The 23228-nt window shown below is 61.7% G+C and carries 17 protein-coding genes; 13 read left to right on the top strand and 4 right to left on the bottom strand.

Going from position 1 to position 23228, the window contains the following annotated elements:
- Positions 1-3: 3 nt before the first annotated feature.
- The 4 genes from AB8B31_RS29300 (at position 4) to AB8B31_RS29285 (ending at position 5860) form a co-directional block, all read left to right on the top strand.
- Positions 4-1251 carry a glycosyltransferase gene (locus AB8B31_RS29300; RefSeq protein ID WP_018246258.1) on the top strand — a complete coding sequence of 416 codons (1248 nt, stop codon included), beginning with the start codon at positions 4-6 and terminating at the stop codon, positions 1249-1251.
- Entirely contained in the window at positions 1233-2393 is a 1161-nt protein-coding gene (locus AB8B31_RS29295; protein ID WP_018246257.1) for a glycosyltransferase family protein, read from the top strand. Before AB8B31_RS29300 ends, AB8B31_RS29295 begins: the two co-directional genes overlap by 19 nt.
- 182 nt (positions 2394-2575) lie before the next feature.
- Positions 2576-5290, top strand: coding sequence for an ABC transporter ATP-binding protein (locus AB8B31_RS29290; protein WP_018246256.1), 2715 nt, complete (start codon positions 2576-2578; stop codon positions 5288-5290).
- Positions 5291-5392: 102 nt separating this feature from the next.
- Entirely contained in the window at positions 5393-5860 is a 468-nt protein-coding gene (locus AB8B31_RS29285) for a cyclic nucleotide-binding domain-containing protein (RefSeq protein ID WP_018246255.1), read from the top strand.
- Positions 5861-6200: 340 nt separating this feature from the next.
- Here AB8B31_RS29285 and AB8B31_RS29280 read toward each other — a convergent pair whose 3' ends face one another.
- A complete protein-coding gene (locus AB8B31_RS29280) occupies positions 6201-7532 on the bottom strand; it encodes an MFS transporter (protein ID WP_018246254.1) in 1332 nt (443 codons plus the stop codon).
- A 378-nt stretch (positions 7533-7910) separates the two neighbouring features.
- Here AB8B31_RS29280 and cyoA point away from each other — a divergent pair, with 378 nt between their 5' ends.
- The 5 genes from cyoA to AB8B31_RS29255 are packed head-to-tail and all read left to right on the top strand — an operon-like array spanning position 7911 to position 12924.
- Positions 7911-9077 (top strand): ubiquinol oxidase subunit II, encoded by a 1167-nt coding sequence (gene cyoA / locus AB8B31_RS29275; protein ID WP_018246253.1) that lies wholly within the window; start codon positions 7911-7913, stop codon positions 9075-9077.
- 42 nt (positions 9078-9119) lie between these two features.
- Positions 9120-11123, top strand: a complete 2004-nt coding sequence (cyoB, locus tag AB8B31_RS29270) for a cytochrome o ubiquinol oxidase subunit I (RefSeq protein WP_018246252.1) — start codon at positions 9120-9122, stop codon at positions 11121-11123.
- Positions 11124-11129: 6 nt separating this feature from the next.
- Positions 11130-11750 carry a cytochrome o ubiquinol oxidase subunit III gene (gene cyoC / locus AB8B31_RS29265; protein WP_018246251.1) on the top strand — a complete coding sequence of 207 codons (621 nt, stop codon included), beginning with the start codon at positions 11130-11132 and terminating at the stop codon, positions 11748-11750.
- The gene (gene cyoD / locus AB8B31_RS29260) at positions 11747-12148 is read left to right on the top strand and encodes a cytochrome o ubiquinol oxidase subunit IV (RefSeq protein WP_018246250.1); all 402 of its coding nucleotides are present in this window, start codon (positions 11747-11749) and stop codon (positions 12146-12148) included. The genes cyoC and cyoD overlap by 4 nt, the downstream gene beginning before the upstream one ends.
- The gene (locus AB8B31_RS29255; protein ID WP_018246249.1) at positions 12145-12924 is read left to right on the top strand and encodes an SURF1 family protein; all 780 of its coding nucleotides are present in this window, start codon (positions 12145-12147) and stop codon (positions 12922-12924) included. The genes cyoD and AB8B31_RS29255 overlap by 4 nt, the downstream gene beginning before the upstream one ends.
- Before the next feature lie 17 nt (positions 12925-12941).
- Here AB8B31_RS29255 and AB8B31_RS29250 read toward each other — a convergent pair whose 3' ends face one another.
- From AB8B31_RS29250 to AB8B31_RS29240, 3 genes are all read right to left on the bottom strand, one after another.
- A complete protein-coding gene (locus tag AB8B31_RS29250; RefSeq protein ID WP_018246248.1) occupies positions 12942-14870 on the bottom strand; it encodes a hybrid sensor histidine kinase/response regulator in 1929 nt (642 codons plus the stop codon).
- Positions 14871-14940: 70 nt separating this feature from the next.
- A complete protein-coding gene (locus AB8B31_RS29245; RefSeq protein ID WP_018246247.1) occupies positions 14941-16347 on the bottom strand; it encodes an FAD/NAD(P)-binding protein in 1407 nt (468 codons plus the stop codon).
- 362 nt (positions 16348-16709) lie between these two features.
- Positions 16710-17327, bottom strand: a complete 618-nt coding sequence (locus AB8B31_RS29240) for a flavodoxin family protein (protein ID WP_018246246.1) — start codon at positions 17325-17327, stop codon at positions 16710-16712.
- 121 nt (positions 17328-17448) lie between these two features.
- Here AB8B31_RS29240 and AB8B31_RS29235 point away from each other — a divergent pair, with 121 nt between their 5' ends.
- The 4 genes from AB8B31_RS29235 to AB8B31_RS29220 all read left to right on the top strand — a co-directional run bounded on the left by AB8B31_RS29235 (position 17449) and on the right by AB8B31_RS29220 (position 23165).
- Positions 17449-19410 carry an ABC transporter ATP-binding protein gene (locus tag AB8B31_RS29235; protein ID WP_018246245.1) on the top strand — a complete coding sequence of 654 codons (1962 nt, stop codon included), beginning with the start codon at positions 17449-17451 and terminating at the stop codon, positions 19408-19410.
- A 91-nt stretch (positions 19411-19501) separates the two neighbouring features.
- On the top strand, positions 19502-21400 hold the full coding sequence (locus AB8B31_RS29230; RefSeq protein ID WP_026188740.1) for an ABC transporter ATP-binding protein: 1899 nt from the start codon (positions 19502-19504) through the stop codon (positions 21398-21400).
- Positions 21401-21607: 207 nt separating this feature from the next.
- Positions 21608-21928: a hypothetical protein gene (locus tag AB8B31_RS29225; protein ID WP_018246243.1), complete on the top strand. Its 321-nt coding sequence runs from the start codon at positions 21608-21610 to the stop codon at positions 21926-21928.
- 196 nt (positions 21929-22124) lie between these two features.
- The gene (locus tag AB8B31_RS29220; protein WP_018246242.1) at positions 22125-23165 is read left to right on the top strand and encodes a LacI family DNA-binding transcriptional regulator; all 1041 of its coding nucleotides are present in this window, start codon (positions 22125-22127) and stop codon (positions 23163-23165) included.
- The last annotated feature ends 63 nt before the right edge of the window (positions 23166-23228 follow it).

The following is a 23228-nucleotide window of genomic DNA, read 5'->3' as shown; positions in this document are numbered from 1 at the left end:
GCCTTGCCGCAACGCCGCAAGATCCTCGTTGTGCTGAAGGGCTATCCCCGCCTTTCGGAAACCTTCATCGCCCAGGAGCTGCTCGGCCTCGAAAAGGCCGGCTTCGACCTCACGCTGATTTCGATGCGCCGGCCGACCGACAAGAAGCGCCATCCCGTGCATGACGAGATCCGGGCGCGTGTCGTCTATCTGCCGGAATATCTACACGAAGAGCCAATCCGCGTGCTGAAAGGCCTGGCCGCCGGTTTCTCCAAACCCGGCTTCAAGACGCTGATGAAACGCTTCCTCGCCGACCTCAAGCGCGACCTCTCCCGCAACCGTTTGCGCCGTCTCGGCCAGGCACTGGTGCTGGGGCGTGAATGGCCGGACGAGGGCGAATGGCTGCATGCCCATTTCATCCACACGCCGGCCTCGGTGACGGAATATGCGAGCATCCTCACGGACACCCCCTGGACCTGCTCGGCGCACGCCAAGGACATTTGGACGTCGCCCGACTGGGAGCTGAACGAGAAACTCGGCAGCGCCCGCTGGACCGTCACCTGCACCAGGACGGGCTATGAACACATGCGGACGCTGACATCACGCAAAGAGACCGTGCACTTGAGTTACCACGGTCTCGATCTTGCCCGTTTCGGCCATTTTGCCGGCGAGCGCTCGGACCGGACCGGGAGCGATCCCGACGATCCGGCCTTCATCCTCAGCGTCGGCCGCGCCGTCGAGAAAAAGGGTTACGACGTGCTGCTGCGGGCGCTGGCACTGCTACCTGCCGATCTTAACTGGCGCATGGACCATATCGGCGGCGGCGAGGAGCTTGGGAAACTGAAGGCGCTGGCCACGGAACTCGGCATTTCCCCTCGCATCGTCTGGAAGGGCGCCATGGCACAGGAAGACGTGCTCGATCATTACCGCCGCGCCGACCTCTTCGCACTTGCCTGCCGCATCGCCGCCAACGGCGACCGCGACGGCCTGCCGAACGTCCTGGTCGAGGCATCGAGCCAGCGGCTCGTCTGCCTCTCGACCGAAGTATCCGGGGTGCCTGAGCTCCTGAAGAACGGTGAAAACGGCCTCGTCGTGCCGCCGGAGGACCCGGCGCTGCTGGCCAGAGCGCTGGAGGCGGCAATCCGCGACCCAGCACTGCGCAAGCGTCTCGGCGACGCAGCCGAAAACCAGGTGCGCGAACATTTCGACTATCACTCCAGCATCAGACAGCTCACCGGCCTGTTCGAGGCCGAATGGCAGAAGGCGTCATGACGGCACCGCGCATTTTCTTCTACGTCCAGCACCTGCTCGGCATCGGCCACATAGCCCGCGCCAGCCGCATCGCCAATGCACTGGTGAAGGACGGTTTTGACGTGACTGTCGTGACCGGCGGCCTGCCTGTGCCGGGCTTTCCGGGCGAGGGTATAAAGACCGTAGCTTTGCCGGCGGTCGTTGCCAGCAATGCCGGTTTTTCCGGCCTCGCCGATGCCGATGGTCGGCCAGCGGGCGGGGATTTCCTCAATGCCCGCCGCGCGCTGCTTCTCGATGCCTTCCATGCCGCGAGGCCCGATGTCGTCATCATCGAAGCCTTCCCCTTCGGACGGCGACAGATGCGCTTCGAACTACTACCCTTGCTCGAGGCGATCGAAAAGGCCGAACCTCGGCCGAAACTCCTAAGCTCGGTGCGCGACATCCTGCAGGAAAACCGCAAGGCAGGCCGCGACGCGGAGACCGCCAAGCTGGTCAAGGATCATTTCGATGCCGTGCTCGTCCACGGCGATCCCGATTTCATCAGGCTCGAGGACACCTTCCCGCTGACATCCGAGATCGCCGACAGGCTGCGTTATACCGGCCTCGTCGCACCACCGCCGGCGCCGGAACCGACCGAGACATTCGACATCATCGCATCGGCGGGCGGCGGCGCGGTCGGTGCTGCACTGATCGGCGCGGCCAAAGAGGCAGCAGCGCTGCTACCCGCCGATCTTCGCTGGCTGCTGATATCAGGCCCGAACCTGCCGGAGGCCGATTTCGCCGCGCTGTCTGAGGATGCCGCCCCGAATGTGACGCTGGTGCGCTTCCGCAAGGATTTTCCCTCTCTGCTGCGCGGCGCGAAAGTGTCGATTTCGCAGGCAGGCTACAATACGGTCGGCGATCTCTTGCGCACCGAGTGCCGGGCGATCCTCATCCCCTTCGTCGCCGACGGCGAAACCGAGCAGACGGTGCGCGCCGAACGGCTGCAGGCGCTCGGCCTTGCCGACATCCTGCCGGAAAAGGGACTGACGTCGGGCCATGTTAGGGAGGCCGTCGAAAAGGCGCTCGCGGCACAGCTAAGGGGGCCGGTCTTGCTCGATCTCGCCGGAGCGGAGAAAACCGCCGCCATCATTCGCTCCATGATTGCCGAATCCCTCGCCTAATCCAAAATTCCTGTGATATAAGCAGAGTTCCGGCGAGAATCGGCATTTCTGCAGCCGGTCGCTTCGCCTTGTTTTCATTGCGATATCGGCGGTCCGGCTGCATGGTCCTGTTCTCAAAATTCCTCCCCGTCCCGGCGCCCGGATCGCGCCCCCGGAATTTCCCAGCAAGCTGACGGTTAGCCATGGAAAAAAGCCTCGCCCGCTACATCTGGAAGAACACGCGGCTGCAGCAGCTGTGGATTCTGGCTGTCGTCGCCGCCTCGATGGTGCCCTACTTCCTGTCCTTCGACCTGCCGAAGCAGATCGTCAACGGACCGATTCAGGGTGACGGCTTCGAAGGTCCGGGCGCAAGGCAGACCTTCATGCATATTGCCTATGACATCCCGCTGATCGGCCATGTCGAATTCTTCCAAGGGTTGCAGCTCAATCGTTTCCAGATGTTGATGGCCCTCAGCCTGGTGTTTCTGGCGCTGGTGGTGCTGAACGGCCTCTTCAAGTTCTACATCAACACCTATAAAGGCCGGCTCGGCGAGCGCATGCTGCGCCGTATCCGCTTCGAGCTGATCGACCGGGTGCTGCGTTTTCCGCCCATCCACTTCAAGCGGGTAAAATCGGCCGAAATCGCCACCATGATCAAGGACGAGGTGGAGCCGATGGGCGGCTTCACCGGCGATGCCTTCGTCTCCCCTGCCCTTCTTGGCGGCCAGGCGATCACGGCGCTCGCCTTCATCATCGTGCAGAATTTCTGGCTCGGAATGATCGCCGCCGGCATCGTCGGCGTACAGGCGGTCGTCATTCCCCGCATGCGCAAGCGCCTGCTGGACCTCGGCCGCCAGCGGCAGCTGACGGCGCGCGAGCTCTCCGGCCGCGTTGGCGAAATCGTCGACGGCATCGGCACGATCCACGGCAACGACACATCGAACCTCGAACGCGCCGACATCGCCTCGCGGCTCGGCCGGATCTTCTCGATCCGCTACGATCTTTACCAGTGGAAGTTCCTGGTGAAATTCATCAACAACTTCCTCGCCCAGGTCACGCCGTTCCTGTTTTACGCGATCGGCGGCTACCTGGCGCTGCAGGGCCGGCTCGACATCGGCCAGCTCGTCGCCGTCATATCAGCCTACAAGGACCTGCCCGGGCCGCTGAAGGAACTGATCGACTGGGACCAGATGCGCCAGGACGTGCAGGTGAAGTACCAGCAGGTCTACGAGCAGTTCAATGTCGAGCCGCTAATCGACAGCCGTATCCAGGAACTCGCGATTGCCCCGGTCGGGGCGCTGACGAGCGCGCTCGTCGTCACCAATCTGTCGCTCTCCGACGACAGCGGCGCCCGCCTCGTCGATCACGTCTCCGTCGAGATCAAGCCGAACGAGACGGTGGCGATCGTCGGGCCGAACGGCAGCGGCGCGGAAGCCTTCGCCGAAGCGCTCGGCCGCATGGTCTGGCCGGACTCCGGCCGCATCACCATCGACGGGCGCGATCTCCTGGACCTGCCGGAATCGATTACCGGCCGGCGGATCTCCTATGCCTCGGCCGACACCTTCTTCTTCCACGGCACGCTGGCCAGCAATCTGCTCTACGGCCTCAAACATGCGCCGATGACCGATCCCGTTTACGACGAGCGGGAAGCGCTGGAGTACAAATGGCATTCCGCCGAGGCAGAGAAGGCCGGCAATCCGACGCTCGACCTCAACAGCGACTGGGTGGACTACAAGGCCGCCGGCGCCAGCGGGCCCGAGGACCTGCTGAAAGCGATCCGCCCGGTGCTCGACGCCGTCCTCATCTCACAGGACATCCTCGATCTGGCGCTGCGCTCGACCGTCAATACCGATGTGCATGTGGCAGTCAGCAACCACGTCGTGGCGCTCCGCGCCTCGCTGCGCGACCGGCTGCGCGACGAGGGGCTCGACACGATCGTCGTGCCTTTCGATTTCGACGCCTACAACGCCCAGGCGACGGTTGGCGAGAATTTGCTCTTCGGCACGATGAAGCGGCCTTTGATGACCAATCGGAGGCTTGCCGCGCATCCCTATTTCCAGGAGCTCTTCCGTGAAACCGGCCTCAGCACGGATCTCTACGCCATGGGCCTCGAGATCGCCGAGAACGCGGTGGAACTCTTCCACGACCTGCCGCCGGACCATCCTTTCTTCCAGCAGCTGACCTTCATGACGGCGGACGACATTCCGACCTACCAGGCGCTGCTGCAGAAGCTGCAAAGCCGCCGCTTCGAGGACGCCACGCCTGAGGAACGTTCGGCTATCATCCGGCTGAGTTTTGCCTATATCGAGCCGCGCCATCGCTTCGGCTTGCTGACGAACGAGCTCATGGACAAGATCGTCAACGCCCGCAAGCAGTTCCACGAGCATATTCCGGCCGATCTCGCCGAGCTGATCGAGCGCTACGATGCCGAGCGTTTCACCCCGTCGGCAAGCCTGATGGACAATGTGCTCTTCGGTCGTATCGCCTATCAGCAAGCCGACGCCTCCGACCGCATCCGCGGCATCATGGGCGAACTCTTCGATGCGCTCGACCTTTATGACGACGTGCTGTCGATCGGCCTCGAATTCGACGTCGGCTCCGGCGGCAAGCGACTGACCATGGTGCAGCGGCAGAAGCTGAACCTGGCCCGCGCGCTGTTGAAGCGCTCGGACTATTTCATCTTCAACCGGCCACTGTCGGCGCTCGACCAGCGGGTTCAGGATCGGATTACCCGCAATATCATCGAGGATTTGCATGAGGAAGGCCATCGGCCGGCGATCATCTGGGTGCTCTCCAACGCCCGGCAGGCCGAGATGTTCGACCGGATCCTGCTCTTCGACCGCGGCGGATTGGCGGAGGCTGGAAACTATCCGGAACTTTCCGAGAAAAACGGGATGTTCAAGGAACTGTTATCGTAATATTCTATAGGGGCGGCGATGGTGGGTGTTCCCGATGGGGAACGCCTCGGAGTTTGAAGATGCCTGGTCCTGTGGACCCTGCGTCAGGGGATTGAAACGCTCATGCTGTTGAGAGACGAAGTCGAAATGCTGCGACGGGTGCCGATCTTTTCAAGGATCGCGCCAGCAAAGCTCAAGCTTTTGGCCTTTACCTCCGATCGCATGACCTACAAGGCCGGACAGGATCTCTTCCATCAGGGCGATGTCGGTGACGCCGCCTATGTCATCCTCTCGGGTACCGCCGATATCGTCGTCTCCTCGCCGGCGGGCGAGATCAAGGTCGCCGATGTCGAACCCAATTCGATCGTCGGCGAAATCGCCATTCTCTGCGATGTCTCGCGCACGGCAACGGTGCGCGCCACCTCGCCGCTCGAAGTGCTGCGCATCAGCAAGGAGCACTTCCTGAAGCTGCTCAGCGACTTCCCCGAGATGGCTGTGGAAATCATGCGGGTTCTGGCGGACCGCCTGAACCACACCACCGCGGAGCTGACCGCAGCCCGGGCGGCGAAACAGCCGCAGATGGCGCAGTAGGGTTTCAAAGCAAGATTTCGGCGGCCTTTTCTGTGCGCGTTGAACGAGGCGCGAAATTTCCACCTGTTCGATTTTCTGGCGAACACGATAGATCACGATAAAAGATCGTGAAATGACCAGTTGGCGCGTTCCACCAATTCGTCCTGACCGGCCGATCTCCGGCTGATCGATTCGCAAATCGGTCTGACGCTCGATCTCATCAAGCTGGCTTATCGCAGCCGTGCGAAAGCTTGTTCAGATCGCAAGAAAACAATTCAGTTTATCGCCGGCCAGAATGTCGGCGGTCCGAAAAACAAAAGCCTGCATGGTTTCCCATGCAGGCCTCTGGGTTCAAGTCCGTCTATTCGCGCTGCTCCAGCGCCCTGCTGAAGGCGAGTGCTGCAAGGGTGCAGATGGCGCCCGACAGCAGGTAGTAGCCGACGAAGGGCAGGCCGAAGCGGCTGGAAAGGCTGAGCGCCACCAGCGGTGCAAAACCTGCGCCGATCAGCCAGGCCAGGTCCGAGGTGAAGGCAGCGCCGGTATAGCGGTAGCCGCGGCCGAAGCGGGAAGAGATCGAGCCCGTCGCCTGGCCGAAGGAAAGGCCGAGCACGCCGAAGCCGATGATGACGAAAGCGTCATGACCGCTGTTTCCGGACGCGATCAGGATCGGCCCGACGAAGCTGAAGATAGCGATGATGACGGCGCAGATCGCAAGCTGGGCGCGCCGACCGATACGGTCGGCGATCAGGCCCGACGCGATGATGGTGACGATGCCGACCATGGCGCCGACCACCTGCACCACCATGAAGGCGCCGATCGGCTGGTTGCCGTAAAGGCTCATCCAGCCGAGCGGGAAGATGGTGACGAGGTGGAACATCGCAAAGCTCGCCAGCGGCACGAAGGCGCCGATCAGGATGTCGCGGCCATGGACACGCAGCACGTCGAGGATGGGAGCTGCTTCCAGTTCGTGCTGTTCCAGTAGCGTGCCGAATTCCTTGGTCATGACCAGGCGCAGACGCGCAAACAGCGCCACGACATTGATGGCGAAAGCGACGAAGAAGGGATAACGCCAGCCCCAGGAGAGGAAATCCTCATTGGAAAGATTGGCGACGAAATAACCGAAGAGCGTGCTGGCCAGCGCGAAACCAATCGGCGCGCCGAGCTGCGGGATCATCGCATACCAGCCGCGGTGCTTGGCCGGCGCATTGAGCGCGAGCAGCGAGGCAAGGCCATCCCAGGCGCCGCCGAGCGCGAAGCCCTGGCCGAGACGGAAGAGCGCCAGCAAGGCGATCGACCAGACGCCGATCTCGTTGTAACCCGGCAGGAAGGCGATCGAGGCCGTTGAGCCGCCGAGCAGGAAAAGCGCGATCGTCAGCTTGGTGCCACGGCCGTACAGCCGGTCGATCGTCATGAAGACCACGGAGCCCACCGGGCGCGCCAGGAAGGCCAGCGAGAAGATGGCGAAGGAATAGAGCGTTCCCGTCAGCCTGTCCGGAGCAAAGGGGAAAATCAGCTGTGGAAAGACCAGGACCGAGGCAAGGCCATAGACGAAGAAATCGAAGAATTCCGACATGCGGCCGATCACCACGCCGATGGCGATGCTGCCCGGCGAAACCGGCTTGTCGTCGTGAATGCGCCGCGCGTCGCGTTCCAGCGACGACGACGACGGTCCGTAATGCGATGTTGTAGCCATAAAACGCCTCCCTCGTTGAAGCGCTTTCGGCAAGGCGCCTCAGCCTGATCTTGATCAAACCTGCAGGCTTATCAAGTCCGTAAGACGTAAATAGTTCATCATGGCGGCTCAAAATGAGGCGTGGACGGAAAAAACAGCGTGATCCGGACCGCGATTTTGCGATGGGATGCTGGCCTGGCCGGTTCAGGCGGATATATTGTTTGGAACATGCGCTCGCCGAAGAATCCTTCTTGATTTCATCAGGATTTCAAAGCTGTAGTGCAACATGATTCTTGCCGCAGTGCGGCATGATTGCTGCACTGCGACCAAACACCTCATGTCGCTATCTGGTCCAGTGCGTTAGTCGCGGAACAAACGAAACAACAAGAGCTTAGAGACGTGCCAAAACTCGCGAAGTTTTCCCGCCTTCTATCCGTCTTGCCGCTGCTTTTCCTGGCAGGATGCAACATGGTGGTCATGGCGCCTTCCGGCGACATCGCCATGCAACAGCGCGATCTGATCGTCATCTCGACGGTGCTGATGCTTTTGATCATCGTACCGGTGATCTTCCTGACGCTGTTCTTCGCCTGGCGCTACCGACGTTCCAATACGGTCGCCACCTACGCGCCGGAATGGCACCATTCGACCCGCCTCGAAATCGTGATCTGGGCGGCACCGCTTGCGATCATCATCGCTCTCGGCGCCGTCACCTGGATTTCCACCCATAAGCTCGATCCCTACCGCCCGCTCGACCGCCTCGATGCAGAGCGCGCCATTCCGGCTGATACCAAGCCCTTGAACGTCGAGGTCGTGGCGCTCGACTGGAAGTGGCTGTTCTTCTATCCCGAACTCGGCATTGCCACCGTCAACGAACTCGCTGCCCCGGTCGACATGCCGATCAATTTCAAGATCACCGCCTCCTCGGTTATGAACTCTTTCTACATCCCTGCCCTTGCCGGCCAGATCTATGCCATGCCGGGCATGGAGACGAAGCTGCATGCCGTCATCAACAAGGAAGGCGAATATGAGGGCTTTTCCGCCAATTACAGCGGCGCTGGCTTCTCGCACATGCGCTTCAAGTTCCACGGCCTTACCCAAGAGGGGTTTGACGCCTGGGTGGCGCAGGTCAAGCAGCAAGGCACGATGCTCAACCGCGACGCCTATCTGAAGCTCGAGAAACCGAGCGAGAAGGAACCGGTGCGCTATTATGCCGGGGCCGACGCCGACCTTTACAACGCCATCCTCAATATGTGCGCCACACCAGGCAAGATGTGCATGAGCGAGATGATGCACATCGACATGATGGGCGGTGGTGGCAAGGAAAGTGCCGAGAACCGCGAGAAGCTGCAATATGACACCCGTCACGCCGACGAAGGCATCGTGGCGCCCGCCGCCACCGTGCCGGCGACGGGTGCTCCGGCCCGAAGCGAGCCCGCCGAGCGTACCGACGGCAACAGCATGCAGAACGACATGCCCGGAATGGACATGCAGCATGAGGGCCATTCCATGCCCGGCATGAGCAATGGCGCCGATCCGGCGCCGGCGCAGCTCAACAACAACAATTAACCTGGCGCTTTGCGTCGCAAGACATAATGAACGGGTTGTTCCATGTTTTCCAATCCTGACCTCCTGAAGTTCGTCTTCGGCCGGTTGACCCTCGATGCCATCCCCTATCACGAGCCGATCCTGGTCGTGACCTTCATCGGCGTCGTCATCGGCGCCATCGCGGTGCTCGGCATCATCACCTATTTCAAGTTCTGGGGTCCGCTCTGGCGGGACTGGATTTGCAGCGTCGATCACAAGAAGATCGGCATCATGTATGTAATCCTCGCCGTCATCATGCTGCTGCGCGGCTTCTCCGACGCGATCCTGATGCGCATCCAGCAGGCAATCGCCTTCAACGGTTCGGAGGGCTATCTGCCGCCGCATCACTACGACCAGGTCTTCACCGCCCACGGCGTCATCATGATCTTCTTCGTGGCGATGCCCTTCGTCACCGGTCTGATGAACTTCGTGGTGCCGCTGCAGATCGGCGCGCGCGACGTCTCCTTCCCGTTCCTCAACAACTTCTCTTTCTGGATGACCACCGCCGGCGCGATCATCATCATGCTATCGCTGTTCATCGGCGAATTCGCCCAGACCGGCTGGCTCGCCTACCCGCCGCTGTCGGGCGCTGCCTACAGTCCAGGCGTCGGCGTCGATTATTATATCTGGGGCTTGCAAGTGGCCGGCGTCGGAACGACGCTTTCGGGCATCAACCTGATCGCCACCATCGTCAAGATGCGTGCTCCGGGCATGACCTTCATGAAGATGCCGGTCTTCACCTGGACGGCCCTATGCACCAATGTGCTGATCGTCGCCTCCTTCCCGATCCTGACGGCAACGCTGGCGCTGCTGTCGCTCGACCGCTATGCGGGAACGAACTTCTTTACCAACGACCTCGGCGGCAATCCGATGATGTATATCAACCTCATCTGGATCTGGGGTCATCCGGAGGTCTACATCCTTGTGCTGCCGGCGTTCGGGATCTTCTCGGAAGTCGTCGCCACCTTCTCGGGCAAGCGCCTCTTCGGCTACGCCTCGATGGTCTATGCGACCTGCGTGATCATGATCCTGTCCTACATCGTCTGGCTGCACCATTTCTTCACGATGGGCTCGGGCGCTTCGGTCAACTCATTCTTCGGCATCACCACAATGATCATCTCGATTCCGACCGGGGCGAAGATGTTCAACTGGCTCTTCACCATGTATCGCGGCCGCATCCGCTACGAGGTGCCGATGCTGTGGACGGTCGGCTTCATGGTGACCTTCGTCATCGGCGGCATGACCGGCGTCATGCTTGCCGTGCCGCCGGCCGACTTCGTACTGCACAATTCGCTGTTCCTCATCGCCCACTTCCACAACGTCATCATCGGGGGCGTTCTCTTCGGCATGTTCGCCGGCGTGAACTACTGGTTCCCCAAGGCATTCGGCTTCAAGCTCGATCCCTTCTGGGGCAAGATGAGCTTCTGGTTCTGGCAGATCGGCTTCTGGTTCGCCTTCATGCCGCTCTATGTGCTGGGCCTGATGGGCGTCACCCGCCGCATGAGCCAGTTCGAGGACCCGTCGATACAGATCTGGTTCATCATCGCCGCTTTCGGCGTCGGCCTGATTGCGCTTGGCATTGCCGCCTTCCTGATCCAGATCGTCGTCAGCTTCATGAAACGCGAGGAATTGCGCGACGACAGCGGCGATCCCTGGGATGGCCGCACGCTGGAATGGTCGACCTCCTCGCCCCCGCCGGAATACAACTTCGCCTTGACGCCTGTCGTGCACGATCATGACGGCTGGTACGACATGAAGAACCGCGGTTATGCGCGTCCGCTGGAAGGCTTCCGGCCTATTCACATGCCGAAGAATACCGGCACCGGGGCGATCTTGTCGGGCATCAGTGTCGCACTCGCCTTCGGCCTGATCTGGTATATGTGGTGGCTGGTGGTCGTCTCCTTTGTCGCCATGCTCGTCGTCGCGATCGGCCACACTTTCAACTACAGACGCGACTTCTACATCCCCGCCGAAGAGGTAACCGAAACGGAAGGCAAGCGAACTGCGCTGCTTGCCGAGCAGGTGTAAGAGACCATGAGCGATCAGACCATCGACACGGCCGAAAAGCCTGAATTCTACCTGACCGAAGACCATCATCCGGAAAACAGCACCAATCTCGGCTTCTGGCTCTACCTGATGAGCGACTGCCTGATCTTCGCGGTGCTGTTTGCAACACACGGCGTGCTCGGCCGCAACTATGCCGCCGGCCCGTCGCCGGCCGATCTCTTCGATCTGCCGATCGTTGCCCTCAATACCTCGATGCTGCTCTTCTCCTCGATCACCTACGGCTTCGCCATGCTGCAGATGGAGCGGAACGCAAAAGCGGAAACGCTGTTCTGGCTTGCTGTTACCGGCCTGTTCGGTGCAGCTTTCATCGGGCTTGAGCTCTACGAGTTCATCCACCTGATCCATGAAGGCGCCGGGCCGACGCGCAGCGCCTTCCTCTCGTCCTTCTTCACTCTGGTCGGCACGCACGGACTGCATGTCACCTTCGGCATCATCTGGCTGATCACGCTGATGGTACAGGTGTCGATGCACGGTCTGATCGAGGCCAACCGCCGCCGCCTGATGTGCCTTTCAATGTTCTGGCACTTCCTCGACGTCGTCTGGATCGGCGTCTTTTCCTTCGTCTACCTGCTGGGAGTTCTCGGATGAGTTCGCAAGCACCTGCACATGAGGATGCCCACGAGGCTCATCACGGCCACAGCCACGGCCATCAGGCCGGCCACGGCACGTTCCGCAGCTATATGACGGGTTTCGCGCTTTCCGTTATCCTGACCGCCATTCCCTTCTGGCTGGTCATGTCAGGCGTGTTCGACAGTCCGGCGGTGACGGCGGTGCTGGTGATGGGCCTCGGCGCGATCCAGATCGTCGTCCATATGGTCTTCTTCCTGCACATGAATACCAGGAGCGAGGGCGGCTGGACGATCATGGCGCTGATCTTCACCCTCATCATCGTCGCGATCGCGCTCTCCGGATCCCTCTGGGTCATGCATCATCTCAACACCAACATGATGCCGATGAGCCCCGAAATGATGAAGAACATGCCGTGACAGTCACGAGAGGGCGGCGGCAGCGTCACCCGCAGGCTCACGCGGAGAAGTCGGAAAGACAGCGTTATCGGGTAAAACGAGCGATCTTCGCCGTCTGTCTGGTGCTGCTTGCTGCGGCACTCGCGGCACTCGGCACCTGGCAGGTTGAGCGCCTGGCCTGGAAACGCGATCTGATCGTGCGCGTCGACCAGCGTGTGCATGCGGCACCCGTGCCAGCCCCAGCACGTCCCGACTGGAACAAGATCAATGCCACTGATGACGAATATCGGCGGGTGATCGTGTCCGGGACGCTGGCGAACGACAAGGAAACGCTGGTCTATGCCTCGACCGCGCTCGGTCCGGGTTACTGGGTGATGGCGCCGCTGACGTTTGCCGACGGTTCATCGATCCTCGTCAATCGCGGATTCGTGCCGACCGACAGGCGCGACCCGGCCTCGCGCCGCGAGGGTGAAGTGTCAGGACCGGTCGAGATCACCGGTCTGATAAGGATGACGGAGCCGAAGGGATCGCTGCTGCAATCGAACGACGTCGCGGCCGACCGCTGGTATTCGCGCGACGTCGCAGCGATCGCGCAAAAGCGCGGCATTGGTACGATCGCGCCCTACTTCATCGACGCCGATGCCACTGCCAATCCCGGCGGCCTGCCCGTCGGCGGCCTGACCGTCATCGCTTTCCCCAACAACCATCTCGTCTACGCGATCACCTGGTACGGGCTGGCAGCGATGGTGCTGGCATTGCTGGTGTTCATTCTTCGCGGCGAGAGGGCCCCCGCATAATGCGGCAGTGATCGCCCTTATGAAGCAATCCGGCTGATCGCCTCGGCGAGTTGCGCTTGCGAGAAGGGTTTGCCGAGGCGGGGCAGGTCGACGATGCCTGCGCCTTCGGGAATCTCGGCGTAACCGGTTGCGAGGATGATCGGCATATCAGGCCATTCGTTGCGGATCGCCTGGGCAAGCTGCGCCCCCGTCATGCGCGGCATGGCATGATCGCAAATCACCAGGTCGACCTGCTGCTTGCGCAGGATGTCGAGTGCCTCGGAGCCCGCCATCGCCTCGAACACGGTATGGCCGAGATCCTCCAGCATCAGCGTTGTATTCATCAGGACCAGACCATCGTCATCGACGGCGACGATACGCATCTGGCGCGGCGCATTGTCCTCGCGTTGCGGCGGGTCTGCAGCGGCCTCGGTCCCCTGCTCGGCAACGGCGACCGGGAACCACAATTCGGCCGTGGTGCCTTCGCCGAGGCTGCTCTTCAGTATGAGGCGGCCGCCGGACTGGGACGCGAGGCCCTGCACCATGGAAAGGCCGAGACCGGTGCCCTTGCCGACACCCTTGGTGGTGAAGAACGGCGTGATGGCCTGCTCCACCGTCTTTGCATCCATGCCCTCGCCTTCATCGATCACCGCGATACGGACATAGCGGCCGGCCGACAGCGGGCCCTTACCTGACAGCAGCGACTCCTCGGAGGCGCGAAGCACGATCCGTCCGCCGGACGGCATGGCATCGCGCGCGTTGACGACGAGGTTCAGGATCGCCATCTCCAGCTGGTTCGGATCGGTAAGGATCGTTGGGAGCCTCACGGGGAAAGAGGTCTCGATCACGGTGAGAGGGCCGAGCGAACGGCTCAGCATATCCATCATGCCACGGACCAAGCCGGAGACGTCGATCGGCTCTATGTGCAATTCCTGCCTGCGGGAAAAAGCAAGCATGCGCTGCGTCAAGGCGGCGCCGCGCTGGGCACCCTGCATGGCATTGTCGACCAACGATGTCAGTGAGAGGTCCTGCGGCATGCGCTTCTTCAGGATTTCGAGACTGCCGAGCACAGCCATCAGCAGATTGTTGAAATCATGGGCGATACCGCCGGTCAATTGACCGATTGCCTCCATCTTCTGCGACTGGAAGAGCTCTTCGCGCGCCTGCTCCAGTGCTCGCTGGGTCTCCATCTTCTCGGTAATATCGCGAGTGATCTTGGCGAAACCGAGCACATCGCCGTCGTCGTCGCGGATGACGTCGATGACTACGCTGGCCCAAAAGCGGCTGCCGTCCTTGCGCACGCGCCAGCCTTCCCGCTCGAACCGGCCCTCGGCGCGGGCGAGGCTGAGCGCGGTTTCCGGCAAGCCGGCAGCGCGGTCCTCGGGCGTATAGAAGGTCGAGAAATGCCGGCCGATGATTTCTTGCGGTCGATAGCCCTTGATCCGCTCGGCACCGAAATTCCAACTGCTGACGTTGCCGTTGGGATCCAGCATGTAGATCGCATAGTCCGAGACGCCCTGGACCAGCCGGCGGAACTGTTCCTCGCTCTGGCGGATCGTCTGTTCAGCTGCTCTGCGTTCGCTCAGGTCGCGGGTGATCTTGGCATAGCCGATGAGCTCGCCGGAGGGATGGCGGATCGGATCGATGATCACATGCGCCCAGAAGCGGGTTCCATCCTTGCGCTGGCGCCAGCCTTCCCCCTCGAACCGGCCGTGCTCCGCCGCGGTGGCCAGCGCGCGCGCCGGAATTCCAGCGGCGCGGTCCTCTTCCAAATAGAAACGGGAAAAATGCTGGCCGAGAATTTCGGAAGGCTTGTAACCCTTAAAGCGCTGAGCGCCGGTATTCCAGCTGGTGATGATACCTTCGGGGCTCAGCATATAAATGGCGTAGTCGGTGATGGCATCGACCAGAAGGCGAAAGCGTCCCTCCTCATCTAGAGACGTATCATGTCGATTCAGCACTTCCATCGGCCCCTCTTAGTCACCAGCGCATTATAACGCAGCAGGGGTGGGATGGTTCCGATTCAGGCTCAAATTTTCAGACGGCCTTGACCTGCGGGTAGAACCTCTCGCCGACACGCTCGGCAGCGGCATAGGCCTGCGAGACGATCTCCGGCACGAGATCGATATCCGGCAGACTGCCGAGGCCGAGCGGACCGACGGCAAAGAGCCCGGCGACCGTCGAACCATCCTCGAGGAATGGCTCGCCGCGCGCATTGACCGCCAGCCCCAGCGAGAGCTCGTCCGGCTGGGCCAGGCCGGCGGAAAGCAGGCTCTGCATCAAGGGCGCTGAAAGATCCGGCGCCTGACAACGGCAATCGATGATGCGCTCGGCATGGATGACTTCCTCGGCGGCGGAACCGGCCGGCGTGAAGAACAGGCCACTCAGGCCCCGGCGGCCGGCGCGGCCGCGGCGCAGTACCGTGCGGCCTTCGGCGAGCTCGCGTTTCAGCCGCAGGTGCATGGCCTCCGGCAGGCGGTTGCGATGGCTGTCGTAGATTGCCCTGAGGTGGCGGTTGAACTGATGCTTGTCGCGAGCCGGCAGTGAACGCCAAAGCGAGCGGGCATGTTTCCTCAGGCCGTTCATCACCGATTGCCAGCTTCGCCCCGCTTCCTCCGCCTCGCGACAAGCTTGACGGATGAAGTGCACGATCTCCGGCAGGCTCTGCGGCAGCGCTTCGGCCGGGAAGACCGGGTCGGCGGAATTCGGCGTATGGCTCTGGGGCAGAAAGCCGCGCCGGGAAATGATCGTCACCTGGCCGGTGTAACCGGAATCGCGCAGCTGCAGCAGCTGGTCAACGACGCGGATGCCGCTGCCGAGCAGCACCGCATGCGGCCGCGCGACGAGGCGCTGGGCCCTGACCGGCGAAGCGTCCTGCTCACCGGCATCCGGCGCAGACAGGCCGTAACCGGTGGCGAGGATCACGGTATCAAACAGCGGATTGGCGGGATTGGCGCTTTCGAGCAGGAAGCGGTTGCCGTGGCTCCTGCGGATCGCCACGACCGGATCGTTGCAGACCTGGACGGTGATGTCCCTGCGCGCGGCGAGCGCTTCCGAAAAGCGTTGGTAGACATAATCGCTGAAGATTTCCTTCGGCACGAAGATCTGCCGGAATCCGGGGATGGCGGCCGGTACAGCGGCGCGGAAGGCGGCGTTGCTGCAGAGCCAGTCGTTGAAATCGTCATTGTCGCCGACCGAAACCGAGAGATCGCGCACACGGGTGTTGAGGATCGTCGAGGAGCGGGCTGACGCCAGCGCCTGCCCACCGCTGACGGACGAATTCGGATCGAAGAGCTGCAGGTGAAAGGGCGCGCGTACCGTCTTCATCAGCGCGATGGCCGTCATCATGCCGGAAAAGCCGCGCCCGACGATCGCAATGCGCGGTACGGCGGATATCTGCGCCGCCGCATTGGCTCTCGCGGAAAAAAGTCCCTGAACCGTCATCGCAACTCCTTTGCGGCTTTATCCGCACCGTGGGTCGATCGAGGTTTCAACGCATAAAACACCGGTTCACGCGTTGACGAGGTTCATGCGGCCATTCACAACATCTGCCGCGGCATCGGGGTCCGAACCAGCGGCCCCGCAAGGGAACTAGGGGAGCAATCACGCCCGCCCATAGTCTATCAAACTAGTAGTGTATGAAAGCGCTAAATGGCGCAGGTGGCAAGAGCTTTGTTGCCATATCTCTTCAAGCCGTTGAAACAAAACAGGCTTTTGAGATTTCCCGCAGAAATCCCAGACGAAATTTGCACCCAAGACTACGGGATTGATGTTGGAAACATCAGTTCGGCGGTGCTGCCTCGACCTCAGCTACCCTCGCCCGGATATTGCTTCGCCTTCAGCAGGCCAGCCAGATGCGCGGTGTTACGCGCCAGCATGTCGACGGCTTTCGTCACCACCTTCGGCACCTTGTCGAGATCGACGAAATTGGTGGAACCCATTGCCTCGCCGACCCAATAGGCGACCGCATTCGCCGGAATGGTGAAGCCGACGTCGTTCAGCGCCTGGAAGAGCTCGGCCGACACATGATGGGCCCCGTCCTCGTTGCCGACGACAGCAACGGCCGCGACCCTGCCATAGGAAACCATGCGGCCCTGATCGTCAGTCTCCTCGAGAAAGGCGTCCATGCGCTCGAGCGCCCGCTTGCAGACACTGGATGGCTGGCCGAGCCAGATCGGCGTTGCCATCACCAGGATATCGGCGCCCAGCACCTTGGCGCGGATATCCGGCCAGTCATCGCCGGCGCCTTCGTCGGAGGTGACGCCCGGCTTGACGTTGAAATCGGCAAGGCGAAGCACGCCGGTCTCAACGCCATGTGCCGACATCGCCTTGTCGATAAGGTCGATCATCCGGTCGGTCGAGGAGGCGTCCTTGGATTCGCTGGTCTTCAGAGTGGCGTTGAGGGCGAGAGCTTTCAGCGGCATGGATCTCTCCGTAGCGGTTGGCTGTGAGCATTCGCCTGCTGCAACCCGTTCGCCCACAGATTGTTCCCGCCCGGATGCGAGGAGACCTCACGTAAAAATAACCAACTGGTGAATTCTTTACTTGAACCCCCAAATGGAATCGGCAAAAGTGAAGGTGCTATCAATCCCTTCATGGATTTGCCGTCTTTTCGGGCCAGCGTCCGACCACACATCTATTGGAAAAAATACCGTGAGCAGCGATGCGTTAACACGCGCGACGAAGCCTTCGGCTTCGATGGCGCTTGCAACTGCGGCAGGCTGGGGCCGAGGCCTCTACACATTGGTGCGCATCACCATGATGGCCTTCCGCCACCCCTGGCAATCGGGCTTCGCGATCGGCGCCACGCTTGTCGCCTCCACCTTCCAGTTGATGATCCCGCGCCTTCTCGGCCAGGCCGTCGACCACACGCAGATGGCGATGAGCGGCGGTGCGGCGGGTCAGGCGGCACAGGACGCGCTTTTGACCACGGCATTGCTGCTGCTTGGCGCCAGCGTGCTGCGCGGCCTCTTCACTATGGTCCAGAACTATTACAGCGAAGCCGTCGGCCATCACATCGGCTATGAGTTGCGGCTGGCCTGCTACGAGAAGATCCAGCGGCTCTCCTTCAGCTTTCATGACACCGTTCATTCCGGCGACCTGATCACCGTCGGACTCCTCGATCTCGAAGGCGTGCGCATGTATTTTTCCACCGCGCTCGTCCGGATGATCCTGCTGTCGATCCTGATCGGTATCGGCGCCTATATGCTGCTGTCGACCGATATCGTGCTCGGCCTCCTGGCGCTGAGTTTCGTTCCCTTCGTCGGCTGGCGCTCCTCGGTGACGCAACTGCGGCTACGCGCCACCTGGCTCGACCTGCAGGAGCGGCTTTCGGTGCTGACCCGCATCATGGAGGAAAATCTCGGCGGTATCCGCGTCGTGCGCGCCTTTGCCGCCCACCAACACGAGATTTCGAAATTTGAGGCAGCGTCGAAAAGCGCGCTGGCGCTCGCGCATCAGCGCGTCGGCATCCGCGTCACCAATACCAGCGCCATGACCTTCTCCTTCTTCGCTGCGATGGGCCTGGTGCTCTGGGTCGGCGGCGGCAAGGTGATGTCGGGCGAGATCACCGTCGGTACGTTGGCCTCGTTTCTGACCTTCATGACCATCCTGCAGATGCCGGTGCGCCAGCTCGGTCTGATGGTCAACGCCTTTGCCCGCGCCTCCACATGCGGCTCACGCCTCTTTGCCCTTCTCGACCTCGACATCGCGATCAAGGATGCGCCGGATGCGAAGGAGCTGAACCTCACCGACGGCGTGCTGCGCTTCGAAAACGTCAGCTTCGCCTATCCGGGTTCCGAAAAGCGCACCGTGCTCCAGGATGTCTCCTTCGAAGCCCGGCGCGGCCAGACGATCGGCATCGTCGGGCCTCCGGGCAGCGGCAAGTCGACGATCGCGCATCTGATCCCACGCTTCTACGATGTCAGCGGCGGTAAGATCACGATCGACGGCCAGGACATCCGCAAGGCGACGCTGCAATCGCTGCGCCGGGCCGTGGCCGTCGTCCAGCAGGATTCCTTCCTGTTCACCACGACGATCGAAAACAACATCGCCTATGGCGACCCGTGGGCGAAGGAAGGCCGCATCGAGCGCGCCAGCGAAAGCGCCCAGTTGCACAATTACGTGCTCGGCCTTCCCACCGGTTATGGCACTGTCGTCGGCGAGCGCGGCGTTTCGCTTTCCGGCGGCCAGCGGCAGCGTCTTTCGATCGCCCGCGCGCTGATGTTGAAACCGGCAGTGATGGTATTCGACGATTCGACGGCAGCGATCGATGCGGCCACCGAGCAGCGCATCCGCAGCGCCATGCGCCGCTATGCCGCTGACCGCGTAACGATCATCGTTGCCCACCGCCTGAGCTCGCTGATGCATGCCGACCAGATCCTGTTCGTCGAAGACGGCCGGATCGTCGAGCGCGGCACGCATGCGGCGCTGCTTTCGCTCGGCGGGCGCTACAAGGCGCTCTACGACCTTCAGGTGCGGCCCGGCGACGAGGCGCCGAGCGCCTAGCAAACGGGTATGTTCCCCTCTGCTCCCAAGTGGAGAGGAACGAGTATTGACTATGCAGGCCACCGGAAGTGATGGCCGCGGGAGGAATGACATGGCCGAGGAACTGGAAACCGAGCGCCCCGACGTTCGCGAGGATGGACGCCGCCCGCCACGGGCGGTGGTCGGTTCGCATCGCGTCGAGGAGGAGATGTTCGGCAAGGCCTTCGACGGCAACATCGTCAAGCGCATCTGGATTTTCGTCCACCCCTATCGCCGTCAGGTCCTCTGGTCCGTCGTCGCCGTTCTGACCTTCACGATGATGCAGCTCACCATCCCGCTGATCATCCGCTATGCCATCGACCACGGCATGTCGCCGGGCGGCAACCATTCGGCACTGGCCTGGTCGATCGCCGCGTTCACTGTTGCCATCCTCATCAACTATGCGGCAAGCTACGCGCAGGAAACGCTGGTCGGCGGCGTGGCGGAAGATGTGCTCTTCGATATCCGCAAGGCGATGTTTTCGCATCTCCAGCGCGTTTCGCTCTCCTTCATGGATAAGACGGAGGTCGGCCGGCTGATGTCGCGCCTGCAAGGCGACGTCAACTCGATGCAGGAATTTCTCGAAACCTCGGTACTGTCAGTCGGCGACATCGTGCTGCTCTTCGGCATCATTTTCGTGATGCTCTATCTCGATTTCAAGCTGGGGCTGCTGACGCTCTCGGTGCTGCCGGTGCTCTTCATCGTCCGGCTGTTCTGGCTGCCGCTCGCCCGCAAATCCTTCATGGCGGCGCACGAGACCAATTCGATTGCCGCCGGCGCGCTCGCCGAAGCGATCCACGGCGTGCGTGCCGTCCAGAGCATGGACAGGCAGGGCGTCAACTTCACGCTCTACGACGACAAGGCGCGTGCCAACCTCAAGACGCATTTGACGGCGGCGCGCTATGCGCAGGTTATGGTGCCGATCGTCGACAGTCTGACCGGCGTGGCGATGGCGCTCGTCGTCGTCGTCGGCGGCGCCCGCGTTCTCAACCAGGCGCTCGATGTCGGCGTGCTCGTCGCCTTCCTGTTCTACATTCAGCGCTTCTTCGACCCAATCCGTTCGCTGACACTGCAATATTCGGTGATGCAGCGTGCCATGGCTTCCGGCCAGCGGCTGACCGAAGTGCTCGACGTGCCTGTCGACATCAAGGATGCGCCTGGTGCCACGGCGCTATCGCGCGACATGGACGGCTCGGTGGAATTCAAGGACGTCGTCTTTGGCTACAATCCGAAGCATCCGGTGCTGAAGCATGTCAGCTTCAAGGTCAATCCCGGCGAGACGGTGGCGCTGGTCGGGCCGACGGGGTCCGGCAAATCGAGCTGCATGTCGCTGATCCATCGCTTTTACGATGTACAGCAAGGCCAGGTGCTGGTTGGCGGCCACGATGTGCGCGCACTGACGCAGGATTCGCTCGGTGCACAGATCGCCATGGTGCTGCAGGAGCCCTTCCTCTTTACCGGGACCGTTTTCGAGAACATCCGCTACCACAAGCTGGAGGCGACGCGCGAACAGGTGATCGAGGCGGCCAAAGCCGTCGGCGCGCACGACTTCATCATGCGTCTGCCGGAGGGTTACGATAGCGTTCTCGGCGAGCGCGGCGGCAATCTTTCGCTCGGCCAGCGCCAGCTTTTGAGCTTTGCTCGTGCGCTGGTGGCGGACGCGAAGATCCTCGTGCTCGACGAAGCGACCGCCAATATCGACAGCTATACCGAGATGCTGATCCAGAAGGCACTGGTAAAGCTGCTCGAAAACCGCACCGGCCTCGTCATCGCCCACCGGCTTGCGACGATCCGCGAGGCAGACCGCATCATCGTGCTGCAGAACGGCGAAATCATCGAAAGCGGCGACCACCGTCAGCTGATGAAGAACGGCAAGCTCTACTCCAAGCTCTATAACCTCAATTACGCCTCCTTCGACGATATTCCCGAAGAGGTGCTGGAAGACACGACGGCGACGCAATCTGCGACCTAGCGCATCGGCCCGAAAATCGGAATCGATTTTCGAAAAGCACGATGAGTAGATTCAAAGTGTTAGAACATCTTTTGTGCGTCCGTGAGGACGCACGGCGCTCTAATCCCCGATGACATGCATTAACGCCTGTCGCAAAGTTTGAACGAACAAACGACTTGCTGCCGCATTTGCCTCTTATCCGGGGCAAGTGCCACTGAGGAGAATATTATGAAGAGAGTTATTAGCAGCCTGTTGATCGCCACGGCCCTTGTTGGATCGGCCATTCAGCCTGCTGCCGCGCGTGACCACCGTCATCACGATAACACCGGCCGCATCATCGCCGGCGGCGTTGCCGCAGGGGTTGTCGGCGGGCTCATTGGCGGCGCGATCGCCAATGGCGGCGGCCCTCGCTATGTCGATGAAGGCCCTCGTTACGTAGAGAGCCCCCGCTATGTCGAGCCCCAACCGAGATGCTGGTATGAGGACCGCGATGTCCGCAACCGCTATGACGGCGGCTATCACGCCGAAACTGTACGCGTCTGCGAATAACGGGTTGATAAACTCGCCACACGAGCGGCGTGACCGATCATTCGTCGCCGCTCATATTCGTTCCCCCTCAGCCGAGGTTGCGTCCAGCGGCCTCGGCAATCACTATTGCCCGCGGTTATCCCCTTATCGAAAAAATCTCGTTGCCATGCGATCGCTTGTCATCCGGCTGTCAGAGACGATCAATAGCTGAAAGCCAATGAATGATGGTTCAGTGAACGGCGCCAAGGCGCCGAAGAAAGAACGCATGCGCTTCGTCAGCGCCGAGCAGGTCGCGCAATTGGCGGGCGTTTCGCGCTCCGCGGTCTCGCGCACATTCACGCCGGGTGCCAGCGTCGCTCCGACGACGCGCGAAAAAGTGCTGCGAGCGGCGCAGGAGCTCGGCTACCACGTCAACGACCTGGCGCGCGGCGTGCTTGCCAACCAGAGCCGCCTTGTCGGCATCGTCGCAACACGGCCGGAAGTGGGTTTTCGTGCGCATCTGGCGGCAGCACTGGCCAAAGCCCTGATCAAACGCGGCAGCATCCCGATCCTGATCAACACCGGCCAGACGGAAGAAGAGCTGCTCGCCGCCCAGAAGATGCTGATCGGCCACCGCGCCGAGGCGATCATCATCCTGTCCGGCTCGCCGCCGGCGAGTTTCTTCGAACTTGCACAGCGAAACGGCCAGCCGCTCGTCGTGATCGGCCGTTCGGAACCCGACGCCGACCATGTGCGTGCCGGCAACTCCGAAGCCTCCCGCAAGGCGGCGACGGCCTTTTACGAAAGCGGCAGACGGCGGCTGGCAGTCATCGGCTCCCACACGGGAACGCCTGCTATCATCGAGCGCGAAAGCGCCTTCCTGTCGACGGCCGAGTCGCTTGGTGTATCCGTCGTCGTCGGACGCGGCGGCGACTGCGACTATGACGGCGGTGTTGCGGCCGCACGCGCACTCTTCTCGGAGACAATAACGCCCGACGCCGTTTTCTGCGCCAACGACCAGATCGCCTTCGGACTGATGGATGTCGTGCGCCTGGAAGCGCGGCTGCGTATCCCCGCGGACGTCGCCGTCATCGGCTTCGACGACGTGCCGGAATCCGCCTGGCTGAACTACAGGCTCACCACCTTCCGCCAGGATCCGCTGACCATGGCGCAGCGCGCCGTCGAGCTGATGGAGCGGCGGCTTGAAAATCCCGATGCGCCTCCTGGTTACGAACGCGTCATTCCGGAACTCGTCATCCGCCAGAGCTTCAGACCCTGACACTTGCCCCACGGCTTTTCGCAGGCGCCATCCTGTGGCAAGAAGGGGCATGACGCTTTATTT

It is taken from the genome of Rhizobium sp. 62_C5_N11_2 (assembly GCF_051811185.1).
Taxonomy (GTDB): domain Bacteria; phylum Pseudomonadota; class Alphaproteobacteria; order Rhizobiales; family Rhizobiaceae; genus Rhizobium; species Rhizobium leguminosarum.
This window is presented reverse-complemented; position numbering and strand designations above follow the sequence as displayed.

What these genes read in the sequence shown, in the direction of transcription:
- AB8B31_RS29295 (WP_018246257.1), top strand. Translation starts at nt 1,233, where the DNA reads ATGGCAGAAGGCGTCATGACGGCACCGCGCATTTTCTTCTACGTCCAG.
- AB8B31_RS29290 (WP_018246256.1), top strand. Translation starts at nt 2,576, where the DNA reads ATGGAAAAAAGCCTCGCCCGCTACATCTGGAAGAACACGCGGCTGCAG.
- AB8B31_RS29285 (WP_018246255.1), top strand. Translation starts at nt 5,393, where the DNA reads ATGCTGTTGAGAGACGAAGTCGAAATGCTGCGACGGGTGCCGATCTTT.
- AB8B31_RS29280 (WP_018246254.1), bottom strand. Translation starts at nt 7,532, where the DNA reads ATGGCTACAACATCGCATTACGGACCGTCGTCGTCGTCGCTGGAACGC.
- cyoB (WP_018246252.1), top strand. Translation starts at nt 9,120, where the DNA reads ATGTTTTCCAATCCTGACCTCCTGAAGTTCGTCTTCGGCCGGTTGACC.
- cyoC (WP_018246251.1), top strand. Translation starts at nt 11,130, where the DNA reads ATGAGCGATCAGACCATCGACACGGCCGAAAAGCCTGAATTCTACCTG.
- cyoD (WP_018246250.1), top strand. Translation starts at nt 11,747, where the DNA reads ATGAGTTCGCAAGCACCTGCACATGAGGATGCCCACGAGGCTCATCAC.
- AB8B31_RS29250 (WP_018246248.1), bottom strand. Translation starts at nt 14,870, where the DNA reads ATGGAAGTGCTGAATCGACATGATACGTCTCTAGATGAGGAGGGACGC.
- AB8B31_RS29245 (WP_018246247.1), bottom strand. Translation starts at nt 16,347, where the DNA reads ATGACGGTTCAGGGACTTTTTTCCGCGAGAGCCAATGCGGCGGCGCAG.
- AB8B31_RS29240 (WP_018246246.1), bottom strand. Translation starts at nt 17,327, where the DNA reads ATGCCGCTGAAAGCTCTCGCCCTCAACGCCACTCTGAAGACCAGCGAA.
- AB8B31_RS29230 (WP_026188740.1), top strand. Translation starts at nt 19,502, where the DNA reads ATGGCCGAGGAACTGGAAACCGAGCGCCCCGACGTTCGCGAGGATGGA.
- AB8B31_RS29225 (WP_018246243.1), top strand. Translation starts at nt 21,608, where the DNA reads ATGAAGAGAGTTATTAGCAGCCTGTTGATCGCCACGGCCCTTGTTGGA.
- AB8B31_RS29220 (WP_018246242.1), top strand. Translation starts at nt 22,125, where the DNA reads ATGAATGATGGTTCAGTGAACGGCGCCAAGGCGCCGAAGAAAGAACGC.